The 20,536-nt window shown below is 31.6% G+C and carries 17 protein-coding genes; 14 read left to right on the top strand and 3 right to left on the bottom strand.

Annotated elements, in window-relative coordinates; all coding sequences use genetic code 11:
• The first annotated feature begins 4 nt into the window (after positions 1–4).
• The 12 genes from hisC to B3792_RS06095 all read left to right on the top strand — a co-directional run bounded on the left by hisC (position 5) and on the right by B3792_RS06095 (position 14,535).
• On the top strand, positions 5–1,051 hold the full coding sequence (gene hisC, locus B3792_RS06150) for a histidinol-phosphate transaminase (protein ID WP_219033862.1): 1,047 nt from the start codon (positions 5–7) through the stop codon (positions 1,049–1,051).
• Between the two features lie 84 nt (positions 1,052–1,135).
• Complete coding sequence (hisB, locus tag B3792_RS06145) at positions 1,136–2,269, top strand: bifunctional histidinol-phosphatase/imidazoleglycerol-phosphate dehydratase HisB (RefSeq protein ID WP_286495321.1); 1,134 nt, start codon at positions 1,136–1,138, stop codon at positions 2,267–2,269.
• A gap of 61 nt (positions 2,270–2,330) precedes the next feature.
• Positions 2,331–2,909, top strand: coding sequence for an imidazole glycerol phosphate synthase subunit HisH (hisH, locus tag B3792_RS06140; protein ID WP_286495322.1), 579 nt, complete (start codon positions 2,331–2,333; stop codon positions 2,907–2,909).
• A gap of 19 nt (positions 2,910–2,928) precedes the next feature.
• On the top strand, positions 2,929–6,048 hold the full coding sequence (locus B3792_RS06135; protein ID WP_286495324.1) for a S41 family peptidase: 3,120 nt from the start codon (positions 2,929–2,931) through the stop codon (positions 6,046–6,048).
• Positions 6,049–6,123: 75 nt separating this feature from the next.
• Positions 6,124–6,837: a 1-(5-phosphoribosyl)-5-[(5-phosphoribosylamino)methylideneamino]imidazole-4-carboxamide isomerase gene (hisA, locus tag B3792_RS06130; RefSeq protein ID WP_219033864.1), complete on the top strand. Its 714-nt coding sequence runs from the start codon at positions 6,124–6,126 to the stop codon at positions 6,835–6,837.
• A gap of 1 nt (position 6,838) precedes the next feature.
• Positions 6,839–7,591: an imidazole glycerol phosphate synthase subunit HisF gene (gene hisF / locus B3792_RS06125; protein ID WP_219033865.1), complete on the top strand. Its 753-nt coding sequence runs from the start codon at positions 6,839–6,841 to the stop codon at positions 7,589–7,591.
• Positions 7,588–8,199 (top strand): bifunctional phosphoribosyl-AMP cyclohydrolase/phosphoribosyl-ATP diphosphatase HisIE, encoded by a 612-nt coding sequence (gene hisIE, locus B3792_RS06120; RefSeq protein ID WP_219033866.1) that lies wholly within the window; start codon positions 7,588–7,590, stop codon positions 8,197–8,199. Before hisF ends, hisIE begins: the two co-directional genes overlap by 4 nt.
• Before the next feature lie 178 nt (positions 8,200–8,377).
• Positions 8,378–9,841 (top strand): ankyrin repeat domain-containing protein, encoded by a 1,464-nt coding sequence (locus tag B3792_RS06115; RefSeq protein WP_286495326.1) that lies wholly within the window; start codon positions 8,378–8,380, stop codon positions 9,839–9,841.
• 8 nt (positions 9,842–9,849) lie between these two features.
• Positions 9,850–10,341, top strand: a complete 492-nt coding sequence (locus tag B3792_RS06110; protein WP_125349871.1) for a DUF2271 domain-containing protein — start codon at positions 9,850–9,852, stop codon at positions 10,339–10,341.
• Between the two features lies 1 nt (position 10,342).
• Complete coding sequence (locus B3792_RS06105) at positions 10,343–12,532, top strand: PepSY domain-containing protein (protein WP_286495328.1); 2,190 nt, start codon at positions 10,343–10,345, stop codon at positions 12,530–12,532.
• 128 nt (positions 12,533–12,660) lie between these two features.
• The gene (locus tag B3792_RS06100; protein WP_219033868.1) at positions 12,661–13,665 is read left to right on the top strand and encodes an FAD:protein FMN transferase; all 1,005 of its coding nucleotides are present in this window, start codon (positions 12,661–12,663) and stop codon (positions 13,663–13,665) included.
• A gap of 360 nt (positions 13,666–14,025) precedes the next feature.
• Positions 14,026–14,535 (top strand): class I SAM-dependent methyltransferase, encoded by a 510-nt coding sequence (locus B3792_RS06095; RefSeq protein ID WP_312027047.1) that lies wholly within the window; start codon positions 14,026–14,028, stop codon positions 14,533–14,535.
• A gap of 125 nt (positions 14,536–14,660) precedes the next feature.
• On the opposite strand, the gene B3792_RS06090 is transcribed toward B3792_RS06095, so the two are convergent.
• The 3 genes from B3792_RS06090 to B3792_RS06080 all read right to left on the bottom strand — a co-directional run bounded on the left by B3792_RS06090 (position 14,661) and on the right by B3792_RS06080 (position 19,031).
• The gene (locus B3792_RS06090; RefSeq protein WP_291069146.1) at positions 14,661–16,235 is read right to left on the bottom strand and encodes a S41 family peptidase; all 1,575 of its coding nucleotides are present in this window, start codon (positions 16,233–16,235) and stop codon (positions 14,661–14,663) included.
• Positions 16,236–16,268: 33 nt separating this feature from the next.
• Positions 16,269–16,868: an HD domain-containing protein gene (locus tag B3792_RS06085; RefSeq protein ID WP_219033870.1), complete on the bottom strand. Its 600-nt coding sequence runs from the start codon at positions 16,866–16,868 to the stop codon at positions 16,269–16,271.
• A gap of 84 nt (positions 16,869–16,952) precedes the next feature.
• Positions 16,953–19,031, bottom strand: coding sequence for a S8/S53 family peptidase (locus tag B3792_RS06080; RefSeq protein ID WP_286495331.1), 2,079 nt, complete (start codon positions 19,029–19,031; stop codon positions 16,953–16,955).
• Positions 19,032–19,356: 325 nt separating this feature from the next.
• Between B3792_RS06080 and B3792_RS06075 the strand changes: the two genes are divergently transcribed.
• Positions 19,357–19,884, top strand: a complete 528-nt coding sequence (locus B3792_RS06075) for a 30S ribosomal protein S16 (protein WP_180905332.1) — start codon at positions 19,357–19,359, stop codon at positions 19,882–19,884.
• A 24-nt stretch (positions 19,885–19,908) separates the two neighbouring features.
• Complete coding sequence (gene rimM, locus B3792_RS06070; protein WP_280049017.1) at positions 19,909–20,433, top strand: ribosome maturation factor RimM; 525 nt, start codon at positions 19,909–19,911, stop codon at positions 20,431–20,433.
• Positions 20,434–20,536 lie beyond the last annotated feature (103 nt).

Genomic DNA, 20,536 nt, shown 5'->3' with positions numbered 1-20,536 from the left:
GTACATGAATTCATTCAACATAAATAACATCATTCGTCCTAACGTAAAAACGCTGAAAGCTTATTCATCAGCTCGTGACGAATTTCAAGAAATAAATAACGATTTCGTTTTCTTGGATGCGAACGAAAATCCTTTCAATAATGGATTGAATCGTTATCCTGATCCTTTACAACGTAATGTAAAATCGATTTTAAGTGAAATCAAAAACTTTCCTGCAAATCAGATTCTATTAGGAAATGGAAGTGACGAAGTGTTAGATTTAATTTTCCGAGCATTTTGCGAACCGAATCAAGATAATGTTATTGCGATTTCACCTTCCTATGGAATGTATGGTGTTTTAGCGAATTTAAATGCTATTGAATACCGAAAATCGTTATTAAACAAAGAAGATTTTCAACCAAACATCGAAGATATTTTCTCAAAAGTAGATGAAAATACAAAAATGATTTTTTTATGCTCTCCTAATAATCCAACAGGAGAAATCATCAAAAGAGAAACTATTTTAGAAATTGTGAATCGTTTCAATGGCTTAATAATTATCGACGAAGCTTATATCGATTTCGCCACAGAACAGTCTTGGATAGAAGAAATCAAAAATTATCCAAACGTAATTGTTACCCAAACTTTGTCGAAAGCGGTTGGTTTAGCAGGAATTCGTTTAGGAATTTTGTATGCTTCACAAGAAATTGTGGATGTTTTAAATAAAATAAAACCACCTTATAACATCAATCAATTAACACAATTAAAAGCGATTGAAATTTTAAGCGATTACGATAAAGTGATAGCTATTACAAATACGATTATTCAACAAAAAGAAGTTCTAGAAAATGCTTTAACTGATATCTCATTTGTAGAAAAAATCTATCCAAGCGATTCGAATTTCATTTTGATTAAAGTTGATAATGCAAACGAACGTTACAATCAATTGGTCGAAAAAGGAATTGTAATTCGTAACAGAAACAACGACGATTTATGCGAAAATTGTTTACGTATTACAGTTGGAACGGAAGTTGAAAATCAGAAATTAATACAAACACTTAAAATAATATAATTTGTCATTTCGAATGAAACGACAGTGAAATGAGAAATCTCTGAGATTCCTCCTAACATCGGAATGACATCAAAAACAACTAAAATGAAAAAAATACTATTCATAGATCGTGATGGAACAATGATTTTAGAGCCAGCTGACTACCAAGTTGACAGCTTTTCCAAATTAGAATTCTATCCAGAAGCCTTTACTTATTTAGGTAAAATTGCAAAAGAATTGGACTACGAATTAGTTATGGTGACCAACCAAGATGGTTTAGGAACGCCTTCTAATCCTGAGGAATTATTTTGGCCAATACAAAATTTCGTAGTGAAAGCATTCGAAAATGAAGGCGTGAAATTCGAGGATATTTACATTGATAAAACTTTTGCTCATGAAAATGCGCCAACGCGTAAACCTGGAACGGCTTTATTAACAGAGTATATCAATAACCCTGAATATGATTTAACAAATTCGTTTGTAATCGGTGATCGAATAACGGATGTTAAATTAGCTCAAAATCTTGGTGGAAAAGGAATTTTTATCGCGAATGATGAAGCTTTAGGCGCAGACGAAATCAATGATAACAAAGGATTAAATGATGCGATTGCTTTAAAAACAACTTCATGGAAAGAGATTTACGAGTTCTTAAAACTTCAAAATCGCACTGCTTCAATTGTTCGTAATACGAATGAAACAAAGATTAAAATTGATTTAAATCTTGACGGAACAGGAAAATCGGATATTTCGACAGGAATTCACTTTTTCGATCATATGTTAGATCAAATCGCTCGTCATGGACAAATGGATTTAGTGATAAAAGTGGATGGAGATCTAGAAGTGGACGAACACCACACGATTGAAGATACAGCAATTGCTTTAGGTGAAGTTTTTGCGCAAGCATTAGGAAATAAATTAGGTATCGAACGTTACGGATTTACTTTACCGATGGACGATTGCTTAGCACAAGCAGCAATTGATTTTGGCGGAAGAAACTGGTTAGTTTGGGAAGCTGATTTTAAACGCGAAATGATTGGTCAAATGCCAACTGAGATGTTTTATCACTTTTTCAAATCATTTACAGACGGAGCAAAAGCAAACTTAAATATCAAAGCGGAAGGAACAAACGAGCACCACAAAATCGAAGCTATTTTCAAAGCGTTTGCAAAAACCATTAAAGTAGCTGTAAAACGCGATCCTGAAAAAATGATTTTACCCTCAACAAAAGGACTTTTATAATTGACGAATGAAGATTTAAGATTAATATCAATCGTAAATCAAAAGTCGTAAATCAAAGAATATGGTAGCAATAGTAAAATACAATGCAGGAAATGTAAAATCGGTATATAATGCAGTAACTCGTTTGGGGTTCGAAGCTATAATTACAGACGATTTTGAAACTTTGCAAAATGCTGACAAAGTAATTTTTCCAGGAGTTGGAGAAGCAAGTTCCGCAATGACTTATTTAAAAGTAAAAGGATTAGATAAAGTCATTAAAAACTTAAAACAACCAACCTTAGGCATTTGCTTGGGACAACAATTAATGTGCGCTTATTCGGAAGAAGGAAATACCGATTGTTTAGGAATTTTCCCTATTCAAGTCAAGTTATTTCCATCAACCGAAATCGTTCCTCACATGGGCTGGAATACGATTTATGACTTAAAAACACCTTTGTTTAACGAAGTAGAAGAGAACTCCGACTTTTATTATGTACATAGTTTTTATTGCGAAAATTCAGAATATACGATCGCGAAAACAGACTATATTTTAGAATATTCAGCAGCTTTACATAAAGATAATTTTTACGCAACTCAATTTCACCCAGAGAAATCTGCAAGAATAGGAGAACAAATACTAAAAAACTTTCTAAGTTTATAGTAATTATAAATTCACACACATGAAAAAAATAGTTTTTACTATACTTAGTGCTTTTGCAATTTCGCAGGTTTCTGCTCAAGAAAAAGTGTACTTCACTTCTACTCCTTCTTTAAGTCCTGATGCTAAAACGGTTTATTTTAGTTACGATGGCGACATCTGGTCAACCGATATAAATGGCGGGAATGCTGCAAGAATAACAGCTTTAGAAGGAGAAGAAATCAATCCTCGTGTTTCACCAGACGGAAAATGGCTGGCATTCAGCTCTAATCAATATGGAAATTACGATATTTATATAATGCCTATAAATGGTGGACAAATTAAGCAATTGACTTTTCATCAAGCCAAAGATGAAGTCGAGAGTTGGAGTTGGGACAGTAAATCGATCTATTTTACATCAAATCAAAATAATGGATTTGGAAGTTTTAAAATTGATTTAGATGGAAAAACACCAGAAGCGCTTTTTACAAATTATTTTAATACAACAAATGGTTTAGTAGAAACTCCTCAAGGCGAATATATTTTCACTAACTCGTCTGAAAGTGCAAGTCAAGTTACACGAAAAAGATACAAAGGCGAAAATAATCCAGATTTATTAGGATATAATCCAACCACAAAAAGTTATAAACAATATACCGATTATAACGGAAAAGATTTTAATCCTACGGTTGATAAAAACGGAATTATTTATTTTATTTCGGACGAAAATAATGGCGAATACAACTTATATCAATTAGCAAATGGTAAAAAAGAAGCGTTAACAAAATTTGAAACTTCGATTAAAAAACCTTTTGTTTCAGCTGATGGTTCAAAAGTTGTTTTCGAAAAAGATTATCAATTATTTGTTTACGATGTAAAAACTAAAACGTCGAAACCTCTTACAATTAATGTTAATTCGAATAAATCTTTAGAAAAAGAGCAAAATTTTGAAGTTGATAATAACATCGATTATTTTGACATTTCTCCTGATGGAAAGAAAATGGCCTTTGTAAGCAGAGGAATTATTTTTGTTTCGGATAATGAAGGAAAGTTTGTCAATCAAATTTCTGATGGAAAAGAGCGTGTTTTAGAAGTAAAATGGTTAAAAGACAACAAAAATTTAATCTTCAACCAAACGTATAAAGGTTACCAAAATTGGTTTAAAATTTCGGCTGACGGAAAAGGAAAAGTTGAACAATTAACTTCTGATTTAAGAAATAATCGAGACATTACATTCAACAACGATTTATCACAAGCTGTTTATTTAAGCGGACGCGATGAAGTAAGATTATTAGATTTGAAATCACTTAAATCATCAACAATTGTTAAAGATGAAATTTGGGCTTTCCAAAATTCGAAACCATCTTTTTCTCCAAATGATGAATATGTGTTATTCTCTGCAAAACGTAATTTCGAGTTAGATATTTTTATTCACAACATCAAGAAAAATACAACGGTTAATTTAACAAATACTGGTGTTTCAGAAGCTGACCCTACTTGGTCACCAGACGGAAAATACATTTATTTTTCAAGCGACAGAAAAAATCCTTCCTATCCTTTGGGAATGCAAGAATCGAGTATTTATCGTGCTTCTTTAGATTGGTTTGATCAAGCTTATAAATCAGAAAAATTTGATAATTTATTTGTAGAAGAAAAAAAGGTTGAGAAGAAAGAGAAAAAAGAAGAAAAGAACGATTTTAAAGCATTAACTATTAATCCAGAAGGATTCTTAGAAAGAATTGAATTGGTAACAGACCGTTTTGGATATCAGACAAATCCTTTTGTTTTTGCGGATGATAAAAAGCAATTTTTATTCTATAATACTAACCAAGAAAATGGTAAATTTCAGTTATACAGAAAAACGACCGCTGATTTTGAAGAAGATAAAACAGACAAAATATTCAACAAAGGCGCTGATTTTATCTTGAAAAATGAGAAAAATCTTTACGCTTTAATCGATAATTCTGTTTACAAATTTGGTATTAATTCTACAAATCCTGAAAAAGTTAGTATTAAATATAATTTCAATAAAAACTTGGCTTCAGAATTCAATCAAATGTACGAAGAAGCTTGGGCTGGAGTAGAAGAAAATTTCTATGATGAGAATTTTCACGGAATTGATTGGAAAGCAAAAAAAGAACAATACGCAACGTTTTTACCTTATGTAAACAATCGAAATGATTTAAGAATTTTGCTAAATGATATGCTAGGTGAATTAAATTCTTCGCATTTAGGTTTTTCATCTTTCGGAAAAGAAGAAAGTAGAAGATTGAATTATTTCACCAACGAAACAGGAATTATTTTCAAAAAAGATCAACCTTTTGCAGTTGAAAAAATCTTACGAAAATCTCCTGCTTTCCTTAAAAATGTTGATGTTCAAGAAGGTGATATTTTAGTAAGTGTGAATGGACAAAAAATCGATCCAAACCAAAATCGTGAAACTTATTTTACAACGCCTAAAAAATTAGAAGAATTAACTCTTGAATTTGACCGAAAAGGAAAAACAATTTCTACGAAGATTCATCCAATTTCAAATAACGAATTGAAATCACTTTTATATGATGAATGGATTTATGAAAATCGTCAGCGTGTAAAAAAATTAAGCAACGATAGAATTGCTTATTCGTACATGAAAAATATGTCTACTTCTGAATTGGATGTGTTTTTATTGGACATGGTAGAGCAAGAGAATAGAAAAGATGGTGTCATTTTAGATTTACGTTTCAATACAGGTGGAAATGTACATGATAAAGTTTTGAACTTTTTATCGCAAAGACCTTATTTGAAATGGAAATATCGTGAAGGACAATTAACTGTTCAACCAAATTTTGCTCCTTCAGGAAAACCAATTGTTTTATTAATTAACGAATACTCATTGAGCGATGCAGAAATGACAGCTGCAGGATTCAAAGCCTTGAAATTAGGAAAAATCATCGGGCAAGAAACGTATCGTTGGATCATTTTCACTTCTGGAAAAGGATTAGTTGATGGCTCATTTTATCGTTTACCAAGTTGGGGAACTTATACTTTGGACGGACAAAATTTAGAAAAAACTGGAGTTAAACCTGACATTTATATTAAAAATACGTTCTTAGATCGATTAGAAAATAAAGACCCACAATTGGAACGTGCAATCCAAGAGGTCATGAAAGAATTAAAATAATTTACGAAGGTTAATTTACGAATTACGATTGTTTCTTAATCGTAATTCCAAAATAGTAAATCTAACATAACAGTTATGAGAATCATCCCAGCTATAGATATTATCGACGGAAAATGCGTTCGATTGTCACAAGGCGATTATGATACAAAAAAAATATACAACGAAAATCCGTTGGAAGTTGCAAAAGAATTCGAGGATTACGGTATCGAATATTTGCACTTGGTAGATTTAGATGGAGCTAAATCAAAAGAAATCATTAATTATAAAACGTTAGAATTAATTGCTTCTAAAACCAATTTAAAAGTTGATTTTGGAGGTGGAATTAAGGCAGATCAAGATATTAGAATTGCTTTTGAATGTGGCGCAAACCAAATTACTGGAGGAAGTATTGCGGTTCAAAATCCAACATTATTTCAAGAATGGATTTCACAGTATGGAAGCGATAAAATCATTTTAGGCGCGGATGCTAAAGATCGAAAAATAGCAACACATGGTTGGTTAGAAACGTCAGAATTAGATGTGATAGATTTTATTCAAGAATATAAAACCAAAGGTATTGATTATGTGATTTGTACAGACATCGCGAAAGACGGAATGTTAGAAGGAGCTTCAAACGAATTATATGCAGAAATTTTAGCTACTTCGGAGGTCAAATTAATTGCTTCTGGTGGCGTTTCTTCAATCGATGATCTAATCAAAATAAAAGAATTAGGTTGTGAAGGAGCAATTCTTGGAAAAGCGATTTACGAAGGGAGAATTCAGTTGAAAGACTTAAAACAATTGTACTAATATGCTGAAGAAAAGAATCATACCATGTCTCGACATCAAAGATGGACGAACGGTAAAAGGTGTTAATTTCGTGGGCTTACGCGATGCGGGAGATCCAGTGGAATTAGCAAAAAAATATGTAGAAGAAGGTGCTGATGAATTAGTCTTTTTGGATATCACAGCGACTTTAGAAAAACGTAAAACCTTAGCTGAAATGGTTGAAAAAATTGCTTCAGCGATTAATATTCCGTTTACAGTTGGTGGCGGAATTAATTCTGTGGAAGATGCTTCGGCGGTCATCAAAGCTGGTGCAGATAAAGTTTCCGTTAATTCTTCGGCTGTCAAAAATCCTCAATTAATTGCAGATTTAGCAGCTCGATTTGGATCGCAATGTGTAGTCGTTGCAGTAGATACTCGCGATGTAAATGGAACACAAAAAGTTTTCGTAAGCGGTGGAAAAATTGAAACCGAATGGGAAACGTTAGATTGGGTCAAAAAAGTAGAAGAATTAGGCGCTGGCGAGATTCTGTTAACGTCTATGGATGGCGATGGAACAAAAGCTGGTTTCAAAATTGATATTACAAAAGCGGTTGCTGATGCTGTAAATCTTCCAGTAATTGCTTCTGGTGGAGCAGGAAAAATGGAGCATTTTACAGAAGTTTTTACCCAAACAAATGCAAGTGGTGGATTGGCTGCAAGTATTTTTCACTTTGGTGAAATTCCAATTCCAACACTTAAAAGTTATTTAAAAGAACAAAATATTCCGATACGATGAACATCGATTTCAATAAAAGTAACGACGGATTAGTTCCCGTTATTATTCAAAATTATCTTAACAACAAGGTTCTGATGTTAGGTTACATGAACGAAGAAGCTTTTAACAAAACCCAAGAAATTAGAAAAGTGACCTTTTATTCTCGTTCAAAAAATAGATTATGGACAAAAGGTGAAGAATCAGGCAACTTTTTGGAAGTAAAATCTATCGCAGTTGATTGCGACAACGATACAGTTTTAATCAAAGCAAAACCTTTTGGACCAACTTGTCATACGGGTTCTACGACTTGTTTTAAAGAAGAAACAAATCATGGATTTGTATATGAATTGGAACAAACCATTAACGATAGAATTGATTTAGACAATGATCCAGATTCGTATACCAATAAATTATTCAAAAGAGGAATCAATAAAGTTGCACAAAAAGTAGGTGAAGAAGCAGTTGAATTGGTGATTGAATCCAAAGACAACAACGATGATTTATTTATTAATGAAGCGGCGGATTTGTTGTATCACTATTTAATTTTATTGAAAGCCAAAGGTTTCAAATTGGAAGATGTTGAAAACGTTTTGAAATCGAGAGAAAATGGTCCAAGACGAGCTGAATAAAGTAGTTTAGAAATATAAAAGATTGCAGATTAGCAATCTTTTTTGTTTTCAAAAAACTGATGTTTAGCAGAATTAGCCAAATTTATTTGATTTAATTAGAATTAATATAAATAAAAATAATACTTTTGAAATCAAATTAAAATTAGTCTAAATAATTATTACAATATATTCTATTCATATGAAAAAATTATTCATTTCTGCTGCTATCCTTGTCGCTTCATTTATTCAAGCTCAGACGAACACGTTGATGGACGCTGGTTTTTGGAAAAATAATCCAACAATAGAAACTGTAAAAACTGAAATTTCGAAAGGAAATAGTCCTTCTTTTCAAAATGGAGGCTTCTTTGATCCTGTTGTGATAGCGATTAATAACAAAGCAGATTTTAATGTGACTAAATTTTTAATTGAACAAGAAGGAAATTCTGTTGATAAAAAAACGCATCACTCAAGAATTTATCTTCAATGGGCTGCTGCTGCGGGGAATTTAGAATTAGTAAATTATTTATTAGCCAAAGGTTCTGATGTTCATTACAAAGATAGCCATGGTTACGATGTGATTACATATGCAGCAAGTGCTGGAAATCAGAATATCGCAGTTTACGATGCGTTGATTAAAGCTGGTGCCAATCCAAAAGTTAAAGGAGAAGATGGTTCAAACTTAATCATGCAAGCGATTGCGAATGATGATGATTTAAAAGTTACAGAATATTTTATTTCAAAAGGTTTATCATTAAGTGATAAAGACGCTAATGGACGTACTGTAGCAGATTATGCTGCAAAATTAGGAAACTTATCAATCATAGATAAATTAATCGCGAAAGGAATTAAACCTACTGATCAAGCTTTATTTTTTGCCACACAAGGTTCGAGAACAAAAGAAAATGGCGTAGAAGTTTTCCAAGAATTAATTACAAAATATAAATTAAATCCGAAAGCGTTAAATCCAGACGGACAAACATTATTACACGCTTTATCTCGCAAAGGAAACTCAGAAACAATCAACTTTATCTTATCAAAAGGTGTTGATGCTAAAATTGCTGATAAAGAAGGAAACACTGCATTAATGGTTGCTGCTGGAGGAAAAAATACAGATTTAATCAATACATTTTTATCAAAAGCAAACAATGTAAATGCGGTTAATAAAAATGGTGAGTCAGCTTTAACAAAAGCTGTTGCTTCTGGAACATCTCAAATCGTTTCTTTATTGTTAGAAAAAGGCGCTAAAGCTGATATTGTAGATAAAGATGGAAATAATTTGGCTTATTATTGGTTCAATTCTTTCAAACCAAATGATGAATCATTCGCAGAAAAACAAGCTTTATTAACAAATGCAAAAGTTGATTTTAAAGCTACTCAAAGTAAAGGTGCAACTTTGTTACACATTGCTGTTGATAAAGGAAATGTAAATTTGGTGAAAAAAGCGATTGAATTAGGTGTGAATCTTAATACACAAGATGAAGACGGAAATACAGCTTTACACAAAGCAGCTTTGATTGCGAAAGATGATGCAACCTTAAAAACTTTGGTTGCTGCTGGAGCGAAAAAAGATATTAAAACAGAATTTGACGAAACAGCTTATGATTTGGCTGGAGAAAACGAATTCTTAAAGAAAAATAATGTGTCTATTGACTTTTTAAAATAATGAAGGAGATGAAATTTAACTTAATCAAAAAATTAGTTGGATTAGTTGTAATCTTAATGGCAACTGCCACTTTTGCACAAACAACAAAATACAAAACAATGATTCAGATGAATAATTACACGGGAAAAGAAGCCTATGTAGTGATTTCATTAATCAATCCAAAAGGACAATACGAAAAAACTTTAGGTGTTTTGGGAACAGATAACGAGTGGTATAACACGTTAAAAGAATGGCACAAATTCAATAGTAAAAAGAAAGAAAAATTAAACGGAATCACAGGTGCTTCAGTTGCTGGAGGAGCGAGAGCGACACGTGTCATCGAGTTTGATACTGCAAAATTGAATAAAGGATACAAATTACGTTTTGAATCTGCTGTAGAAACTCAAAAATACGTCGCAAAAGATGCTGAAGTTGCATTAAATTCTTCGGATTTAGACAACAAAGCAGGTATCAAAGGTTCAGTTTATATTAAAGCCGTACGTTTTATAAAAGTTCAATAAAATGACATTATCTATTTGGAGATATGCGCATTTGAGTCTTGCAATTTTATCTTCAGCATTTTTAGTTATTCTATCTATCACAGGAGTAATTTTGGCTGTTGATGCAATAAACGAAAAATCGCCCGCATACAAAGTAGAAAATTTCGATAACATAACACTCGCGCAAGTTTTACCAACTTTGCGCGAGCATTATTTTGAAATAATAGAAGTAAAAGTTGATCACAATGATTTTGTGACAATTGATGCGATGGACGAAGATGGAAATTCGATCAAATCTTACATTGATCCTACAACAGGAAAAAAGATTGGTGAGATTGTTCCAAAAAGTGATTTCATCAATTGGGTCACAGCCTTGCACCGTTCATTATTTCTAAAAGAAACAGGACGAGCAATTGTTGGTGTCGTATCTTTTTTATTGATGTTAATTTCAATAAGTGGATTAATCTTAATCGTAAAACGTCAACAAGGAATTCTAAATTTCTTTATAAAAGTTAACAAAGACTCCTTTTCACAATATTTTCATGTTGTAACTGGACGTTGGTTATTAATTCCAGTTTTAATCATTGCATTAACAGGAACATTGATTTTCTTAGCGCGATTAGAACCTTTAGTTGGTCAACCAAAAGAAATTGAGCATCAAGTCAAAGAAAATTTACAACCAAAAGATTTAAAAGACATTGAATTCTTCAAAAACACAAAATTAAGTAGTGTTGAAAAGATTGAATTTCCTTTTATTCCAGATGATGAAGCAGAACCATTTATCGTTCATTTAAGAAAAAAATCGGTTTCGGTTAATCAAGTAAATGGAGCGATTATTTCAGAATCGTTGAATCCTTATTCAGCAATTGTAGAAAAATTCAATATCGATTTACATACAGGTCGCACCAATGTTATTTGGGCAGCGATTTTAGGAATTGCTTCGCTTAACATTTTATTCTTTATTTGGTCAGGATTTGTAATTACGTTCAAACGTACAAAAACGAAAATTGGCAAAAATAAATATAAAGCCAACGAAGCTGAAATTATCCTTTTAGTTGGTTCAGAAAATGGTGCAACTGTTGGATTTGCTTCAAAAATTCAAGAGCAATTTTTAGCAAACGGAAAAAAATCATTCATTGCTCAGATGAATCAATATGAAATTTATCCAAAAGCAAAACAACTCATCATTTTTACCTCAACTTATGGAATTGGTGATGCGCCTGCGAATGCTAAGAAATTTGAACAATTAATCACACAATTTCCACAAAACCAATCCATCGAATTTTCTGTTGTAGGATTTGGATCAAGAGCATATTCAGATTATTGTGGCTATGCAGTTAAAGTTGACAAATGGTTGAATGATCAAAAATGGGCTACTCAATTATTGGATTTGAAAACAGTAAATGATAAATCGCCGGAAGAATTCACAAATTGGGTCATTGCATACAAAGAAACGACAGATATTCCGTTAGCAACAACGCCTGCGATGTATGTTGGAAAAGCACCAGAACTGAAAAATGTTAAGGTTATTTCTACCACTAAAATCACACAAGAAGATGCTACATTTAAAGTTATTTTAGATGTAAAAGAGAAATTCAAATCTGGAGATTTATTAGCAATTTATCCCGAAAGTGATCACAAAGAACGCTTATATTCGGTTGGAAAAGTAGATAATAAATTACAGTTAATTGTAAAATTGCATGAGTTTGGATTAGGTTCTCAATATTTATATAATTTGGTTCAAAATTCTACGATTAAAGCTCGAATTGTAAAAAATAAAGCCTTTAGATTTCCAAAAGCTTCAAAAGTTGTGATGATTGCAAACGGAACAGGAATTGCACCTTTTCTTGGGATGATTGATGAGAATTCAAAAAATATTGAAACGCATTTATACTGTGGTTTCAGACATGATAATGAAACAACAAAATCTTATCAAGAATTTGCTACGAAACAAATTTTTACGAATCATTTGAGTCAATTTCACATTGCATTTTCTCGTGAAGAAAATAAACAGTATGTGATGGATTTAGTCAATCGTGATGCTAAATTCTTTGCTGAAACATTACAAAATGGTGGAATTCTTATGATTTGTGGTGCTCTCACAATGCAACATGATGTAGAGAAAGTTTTGGAACAAATCTGTCAAGAACATTTGAATAAATCATTCGAAGAATTCAAAACAAATGGGCAATTTTTGACGGATTGTTACTAGAAAAATAATTTTGATGCAATCCTAAAACAAGTTCAGAATAACCTAATACCTGTCATACCGAGCTTGTCGAGGTATCTTTAAGCTTTATACTTTTCGATAAACTCAGAATAACAAATGAATAAACCAAAATGAAATTCATTCTAAAAAATATATTCACTTTTATACTATTGTATGTTCTAACTCCGATGAATGCTCAAACGGTTGGAGTTAGAGATACAATTTTAATGGGAAGTAAATTCAAAATTACATTGGTTGATTCCGATTCTATTTCCGTTGAAAAAAACATCAATAAAGCAATTGATGAAATGATTAGAATTGAGAATTTGATTTCTGACTGGAAACCAACTTCGCAAGTTTCTCTTGTCAATCAAAATGCAGGAATAAAGGCGATAAAAGTAGATCGAGAAGTTTTTGACTTAACAAAGCGTGCGATTTATTTTTCGCAACTAACCGATGGTGCTTTTGACATTAGCTTTGCGGCAATGGACAAAATATGGAAATTTGATGGTTCAATGGAAAAGATTCCAACTCAGGAAGAGATTTCAAAAGCCATCGAAAAAATCGGTTATCAAAACATTATTTTAGATGAAGAAAATTCAACAATATTCTTAAAAAAAGCTGGAATGAAAATCGGTTTTGGTTCAACAGGAAAAGGTTATGCAGCACAAAAAGCACGAACTTTCATGCAAGACTTAGGAATACAAGCGGGTATAATTGATGCTTCTGGTGATATGACAACTTGGGGAAATCAACCAAATGGAGAACCTTGGAAAATTGGAATTACAAATCCATTTAATCGACATAAAATGTTGGATATTCTCTCAATGAAAAATGCTGCTGTTACGACTTCTGGTGATTACGAAAAATTTATTTTGATTGATGAAGTTCGCTATTCACACATTATTAATCCCAAAACTGGTTATCCTTCAACAGGATTAACAGGGGTTACAGTTATTGGGACGGATGCTGAAATGTGTAATGGTTTTAGCACTTCTATCATGGTTTTAGGAAAAGAAAAAGGATTGAATTTTATCAATCAACAAAAAGATTACGCTGCTCTTTTGATTACAGATAAAGGAAAAATTATTCGTTCAAAAAACTACAAGAAGATTAAACGAAAACTTGAGAAATAACACTTAAAAATGGTGATTTAGATATGCAGTTTCAACGTAAAAATGCTCCTTACAAAGAAGTTTCTGAATCAATTTTATTTATCCAAAACAGCACTTTCGCAATATCAATAATTTAGCTTAAATTATTTAAGTGTATAATAACCATTATATTTAGTAAAAGGTGTTTTTTATAGAAAAAATAGACTCAGTTCTGTAATTTTTGTTATGCTTCATTTTAAATAAAAAGTCGAAATTGCACCTAAACAAAATACAAAAGCTATGAACGACAATAAAAAATCTCATTGGGAACATATATATGAAGTAAAAACTCCAGAAGAAGTGAGTTGAACACAAGAAAAACCAGAAACTTCTTTAAATTTTATTCATTCTTTTGGAGCTGATAAAACAGCTAAAATTATTGATATTGGTGGTGGAGATAGTAAGTTGGTCGATTTTTTATTGGAAGAAGGATATGAAAATATTTCTGTTTTGGATATTTCTGCAAATGCGTTGGAAAGAGCAAAAAAGCGTTTAGGAAATAATGCAGAAAAAGTAACTTGGATTGTTGCTGATATCACCGAATTTGAACCTACAGAACAATACGATATTTGGCACGATAGAGCAGTTTTTCATTTTTTAATAGAAGAAAATGACATCAAAAAGTACCAAAATTTGGTCTCGAAAGCTGTAAAAGGAAAAATGGTTATTGGAACTTTTTCGACAAATGGACCATTAAAATGTAGTGGTTTGGAAATAAAACAAAATGATGAAACGTCGTTAACCTCAACTTTTGAAGCTAATTTTGAGAAAATAGAATGTTTTACAATTGATCATAAAACGCCATTTGATACGATTCAGAACTTTATTTTTTGTAGTTTCAACAAAAAATAAAATGCGTTAGGGATAGTAGTGGAAATCCTTTTTTGTAGACGCGGTGTCTACAAAAAAGATTGTAACGAATAGCCCGCTCAAACGCTAAAAATATAAAAATCATCTCCTTAATTCAGGAGATGATTTTATATTTTTAAAGCTTTATTGTATTCGATATTTCCTTTTTTAATATCATTTAAAATCCATTTCAGTTCAGCATCCGTACGCTTAATTTTATCTTGCAAATTAGGTTGAATAACTTGGTTTGGATAAACACCATGCGCCTGTTCATCTCGCTTTTCAATAGGAGAAAGATAAACTGTACCAACCGAAATTTTGAGTTTGGAATTGGGCAACGTAAATTTTGGCATCAACCCAGCAACCGTTCCATTAAAATCTCCTCCCGTTTCTTCACCTACAAAAAATGCTCGATTTTTTAGTTGAAGATTAGCCGAAATCAACGCCGAAGCAGAGTAAGAACCACCATTTATAATGACATACAAATTGTGGTGATACACGAGCTCTTTATCTATTTTGACATGCGAAAAAGGCATGTGCAATTCGTATTCATTTTTAGCATTTTTGGAGGTTGAAAAATAAGTATAACCCGAACCTAACCAAAGCAACGGATAGGAATAAATGGGAAAAAGATTGTACAACGACTTACCAAAAGAGGTTTTGTTCGCGACGATTTTTTCACCTAAAAACACCTTGGAATCATCGACCAAATAAGCGTATAAATAGTGTGAATCTTTTAGGTAACCACCACCATTGTTGCGTAGATCGAGAACTAAATTTTGGACTTTATGATTCTTGATATCCGTAAAAACTTCTTTATATAGTTCGCGTATTTTACCTTTTCTAAAATCTGTTACTTTTAATACCGCTATCGTACTATCATTCGTAGGAAAAGCCAAATCTTTAGAATAGGTTTTGGAGCTTTTAGAATAACCATATTTCTTTTGTTTTATCCTTACTTTTCGCTCAACTTCTTTCTGCTCTTTTGTAATTTTTGGTGTTTCTGCAACCTTTTCACTTTTAGGTTTGGGATAAGTGCGAAATGTTTTTTTTCGGATGATTGAATTTCCCATTTTAAAGGTTAATTCAACCGAATCTTTAATTCCATTTTCTAAAGTAAAATAATTAAGAAAAGTTCTGTTAAACACATTATCCGAAAAAGTTTGATTTTCACCATCTCCATAAATACTTTTTTTATATTTATCGTATAAATACTTTGTAGAAACACTATCTATATAAAGCAAAGCCGAACCTTGATTAATCGGATTGATTTTACTGTAATCTGTCACTAAAAAAACTGAATCATTTTGCCAAAAAAAACTATAATCACTAAAAGCAGATTTAGATTCTTTGTATTTTTTTTCCTTACTCTTTTCTAATCGTTTATATATCGGATAAATATCTGTATGACCATGTTCTAAACTTTCGAAAATCGGAAAAAACTTGACATAAAAATCATTTGGTTTCAATGGTTGATGAATTGTTTTTTTTAGGCTATCAAATTTATAATCAATTTGTTTTTGAGAAGTGTATAAATCTAATTTTGGATGATATCTTTTTAGTTTTTTATAAACAAAATCTACATCTTTTTTCAATTTATTTGCAGGAATCTCTTTATCAATATGTGCATTGTATTTCTCTACAGAAACACAGCTGCATATCAACAAAAATGACAAATAAATTAGAGTAGATTTTAATTGCATTGAGGATAATTAAATGAATAATAAGTTACAATATTATTTCACTTCTTGATAAAATTCTTCGATAAAATTTTCCATATACTGATGACGTTTTAAAGCAATTTCTTTTGCTGTTTTGGTATTCATCAACTCTTTTAATTTAAATAATTTATCATAAAAATGTTGCACGCTAGAAGCGTCTTTCGAATTATCGTACGGATTATATAAAATACTACCTACACTTCCGCCATATGCAAAACAACGCGCAATACCAACCGCTCCAATTGCATCTAAACGATCAGCATCTTGCACAATTTCAGCCTCGATAGTTGTTGGTTTATTTCCTTTACTAAATGAAACTTGCGAGACTATTTCCAATACTTTCTGAATTGATTCTTCCTCTACATGAATTGATTCTAAAAATTTTCTAATTAATTCCTCCGATTTATCAACTCCATTATGCAATTTATAATCACCGATATCATGTGTCCAAGCTGCTAATTCAACCAAAAAAGAATCTGCATTTTCAGTTTCTAAAATCTTCTTCGCATTTGTCACCACACGTTCTATGTGAAAATAATCGTGTCCTGTTCCTTCATCTAAAAAAGTTTTTTTGATATAAGCTTGTGTCTGAATAAGTATTTCTTGTTTGTTCATTTTTTAATAATCTATTTCACGCTAAAATAAAAAACTTCAATAACAATGTTATTGAAGTTTTAAATTAATAGAAAAAATACTGTTCTATTGTTTTACAATTTTCTTAGAAACCGATTGTTTATCTGTTTTGATATTAATAATATAAACACCTGTCGGTAAATTTGAAATATTAATTTGTTTCTTATCCGAAGACGAAACTTTTTTTCCGGTCATATCAAAAATATCTACAACTGTTATTTTTTCAGTTGTCTGTACATTTACAATATCTTTTGCTAATGTTGGATAAACAGAAATCGATTTATCAACAGCTAACTCATCTGTATTAAGAGCTCCAGTTGTTCTACCTGTTATCAATACAGTAACATCCTGATTCTTTTTAACTCCTGCGTTATCTATTAAATTTCCTTTATTTGAAATAATAACTTTATATTTTGCTCCTTTTGTTGGAGTCTTTATAAGAACTTGTTCATAATTATCTACTGTATTATCTCCTTTGATTGCAGGACCAGTAACATTATTTAAATCTAATTTCCATGGAAAATAAGTAACATTTGTAGAACTTTCTACTACTCTTAAATCAAAATCATTAATCAATCTTGAAGACTGATTATAAAATAAATCATTTATATTTTTAAAATAAGCTGCTTCTGGGTCTATCCAGGAAATACTTGCTTTCAAAGGTGTTCCATCGGAAGTTATTTCATACACTATATCTGTACCTGAAACTTTTGATTTTCTTTCAAACAATTTTGTATCATCTAATAAAACCTCTGCTGCTTTTTTAGTATTTAATAATCCCCAACCAAAATAAATATCTGGTCCATCATTATCTCCAGCCTCATCAGCAGTATGTAAAAGTAGTGTTTTAGCTTCATCTCCAAAAAAAGTAAATGTAGAATTATTATTTACTAATCTTTGTAACTGAGTCAACATTCCCATTGCCCCCGTCACAATTGGTGCAGAAAAAGATGTACCACTTCCTATAATAAATACATTATTTTGTGTAGGATTTGATGAGTCATATGAAGGAGCAATCAAAGAATCTCCATAAGTAGAAATATCTGGTTTAATTGCTCCATCTTTACGAGGTCCAACACTTGAAAATGTTGCTCTATTATCTTTTGTTAATGTCGTAAATTTATAATCAGTAGTATTCGGTAATTTAACCGCTCCTACAACAATGATATTTTTAGCCAATGACCCCCAACCAATACAATATGCATCATTAATACAATTTTTTGAAGGTATTACTTCCGATGCAGTAAAAGGTGTCCAAATCCCATCTTTGTATTGGAATTTTGGATTAGTATCAGAGGCATCTGGTCCCGAACCATAATAATTACCTGCTGATTTAACAACAATATAATTTGGATTATTATAAACCGTCTTGTCAAAATCAGCATCAGAACTATAATAAGATCCACTCAAAGTAGCACTGGCGTCCTTAACTAAATCTTGATAATTTGTCATATTAAAATACCATCCAGGACCTAATTTATCTGTCTTAGAATAATAATTATCCCATCCTAAATTTACACCATAAGAATGATTAGATAAATTTTCTTTTGCATTTAAAAGCTTCTGTATATTGTTTCCATTTGTTGTTGTATTAAAACTGCTATTTTTTATTTTAGCTTTTGTTAATACTCCTTTAGCTGCATATTGTGGGTATCCATTAAATGAAGCTCTACCTTCGGCTGCAATAAAACCTGATACAGAAGTTGCATGATCAGATATTGCAGTTGCTCCATTTTCGGTATCAAATAATCTGCTTGAATTTCCATAATCAAGATCTCTAAACTCAATATGTGTTCCTAGCGCTGCCCCTCCGTCCATTACTAGTACACTAACATCTTTCCCATTCAAAACAAAACCATTAATACCTTCATTTTGTAACTCAGTAATACCCGCTCCTGTATTTGCTCTAATATCATCAGTTTGGTAAAAAAAAGGTGAATCTTCTATAAAACCTGCGAGATTAGAAATTCCTTTTGATTGATCTACAATTACAGATTTAGCATTCTTATTCTGTAGACTATTAAACTTCTGTTCATTCTTTAATTGCTGCTCTTCCAGTTTTTTATAAAAAATCGCATTATTATCCTGCGCAAAAGAAGCTGACAATCCAAATAATGTAAATAATAAAATAAATGTTTTCTTCATACTATGTTTATTTATGTAATTTTATTCACTAATTATTGAAGGAGTTATTGTTGAATCTCTTATAATTAGTGTATCATTAATTTTAATATGGTCATCATTAATAATCACCGAGTCTATATCATTTTTCTTATTAAGCTCAGTAGAATTGGTCTTACATGACAATAATAATGTAAGTATCATTAATGTTAAATATTTCATGAAATTGATTTATATAAAATTAGAATTAATATCTGAATACTAATTCTAATTCATATTATTATTTTTTTGTATATTTGCACCTCAAATTTGTAAAACGGGACGAGTTCCCAAAATAATTAGTTATACTATGGCTACAAGAATTAGATTACAAAGACATGGTCGTAAAGGAAAACCATTCTTTCACATCGTAGTTGCTGACTCAAGAGCAAAACGTGATGGTCGTTTCATCGAAAAATTAGGTACTTACAACCCAATTACTAACCCTGCAACTGTAGAATTAAATGTTGATTCTGCTGTAAAATGGTTACAAACTGGTGCTGAGCCAACTAATACTGCTAAAGCTTTATTATCTTACAAAGGTGCTTTTATGAAAAAACACTTATTAGGTGGTGTTGCTAAAGGTGCGTTTTCTCAAGAAGAAGCTGACAAACGTTTCGACGCTTGGTTAGAAGCTAAAGGTGAAAAAGTTCAAGCTAAAAAAGACGGTTTAACTTCAGGTGCTGCTGCTGCTAAAGCTGCTGCATTAGAAGCTGAAAAAGCTGTTAATGAAGCTCGTGTAAAAGCTGCTCAGGAAGCTGAAGCTGCTGCACAAGTTGAAGAAACTCCTGCTGAAGAAGCAGAAGGTACAACTGAAGAAGTTGCTACAGAAGAATAATTTTTAAGTTCAGAGACGTTCCAAATGACAAAAAATGATTGCTACTATTTAGGTAAAGTTACAAAGAGACATGGTTTCAAAGGTAATTTAATCATTCACTTGGATACAGACGAACCAGAATTATACGATACTTTGGAAGCAGTGTTCATCGAGCAAGATGGTACACTGGTTCCATTTTTTTTCGAAACTTCTCAGCCTTATCAAGGCACAAAATTATTAGTAAAATTTGAAGATGTTGAAGACGAAGATGTCGACAAATTAATCAATCGCGAACTTTATTTACCTCTAAAATCATTACCAGAACTTTCTGGAACAGATTTTTATTACCACGAAATTGTTGGTTTCACGATTTATGATCAAACAAATACAGAAGTTGGAACGATAAAATCTGTTAACGATTCTGCTGCACAAGCTTATTTTGAAGTAGATGCAAACGGAAAAGAAATCTTAATCCCGATGATTGATGAGTGGATCTTAGAAGTTAATCGTAACGAAAAAGCAATGCTTATCCAAATTCCAAACGGATTATTGGAAATTTATTTGGGGTAACTTATCCATTATAAATCATTTATTTACTTCTATTTTTTGATTGAATTTTTCTAATTGTAAAATCCGGAATTTTCGACATTATATTTATTGTCAATTTCGTACC

Origin of the sequence: Empedobacter sp. UBA5924 (genome assembly GCF_002431085.1) — a bacterium.
GTDB classification, from domain to species: Bacteria; Bacteroidota; Bacteroidia; order Flavobacteriales; family Weeksellaceae; genus Empedobacter; species Empedobacter falsenii_B.
Note: the sequence above shows the minus strand (reverse complement) of the source record. Positions and strands in the feature narration are given on the sequence as shown.

Coding starts and splice junctions, on each gene's coding strand:
- hisC (WP_219033862.1), top strand. CDS start 5: ATGAATTCATTCAACATAAATAACATCATTCGTCCTAACGTAAAAACG.
- hisB (WP_286495321.1), top strand. CDS start 1,136: ATGAAAAAAATACTATTCATAGATCGTGATGGAACAATGATTTTAGAG.
- hisH (WP_286495322.1), top strand. CDS start 2,331: ATGGTAGCAATAGTAAAATACAATGCAGGAAATGTAAAATCGGTATAT.
- B3792_RS06135 (WP_286495324.1), top strand. CDS start 2,929: ATGAAAAAAATAGTTTTTACTATACTTAGTGCTTTTGCAATTTCGCAG.
- hisA (WP_219033864.1), top strand. CDS start 6,124: ATGAGAATCATCCCAGCTATAGATATTATCGACGGAAAATGCGTTCGA.
- hisF (WP_219033865.1), top strand. CDS start 6,839: ATGCTGAAGAAAAGAATCATACCATGTCTCGACATCAAAGATGGACGA.
- hisIE (WP_219033866.1), top strand. CDS start 7,588: ATGAACATCGATTTCAATAAAAGTAACGACGGATTAGTTCCCGTTATT.
- B3792_RS06115 (WP_286495326.1), top strand. CDS start 8,378: ATGAAAAAATTATTCATTTCTGCTGCTATCCTTGTCGCTTCATTTATT.
- B3792_RS06110 (WP_125349871.1), top strand. CDS start 9,850: ATGAAATTTAACTTAATCAAAAAATTAGTTGGATTAGTTGTAATCTTA.
- B3792_RS06105 (WP_286495328.1), top strand. CDS start 10,343: ATGACATTATCTATTTGGAGATATGCGCATTTGAGTCTTGCAATTTTA.
- B3792_RS06100 (WP_219033868.1), top strand. CDS start 12,661: ATGAAATTCATTCTAAAAAATATATTCACTTTTATACTATTGTATGTT.
- B3792_RS06090 (WP_291069146.1), bottom strand. CDS start 16,235: ATGCAATTAAAATCTACTCTAATTTATTTGTCATTTTTGTTGATATGC.
- B3792_RS06085 (WP_219033870.1), bottom strand. CDS start 16,868: ATGAACAAACAAGAAATACTTATTCAGACACAAGCTTATATCAAAAAA.
- B3792_RS06080 (WP_286495331.1), bottom strand. CDS start 19,031: ATGAAGAAAACATTTATTTTATTATTTACATTATTTGGATTGTCAGCT.
- B3792_RS06075 (WP_180905332.1), top strand. CDS start 19,357: ATGGCTACAAGAATTAGATTACAAAGACATGGTCGTAAAGGAAAACCA.
- rimM (WP_280049017.1), top strand. CDS start 19,909: ATGACAAAAAATGATTGCTACTATTTAGGTAAAGTTACAAAGAGACAT.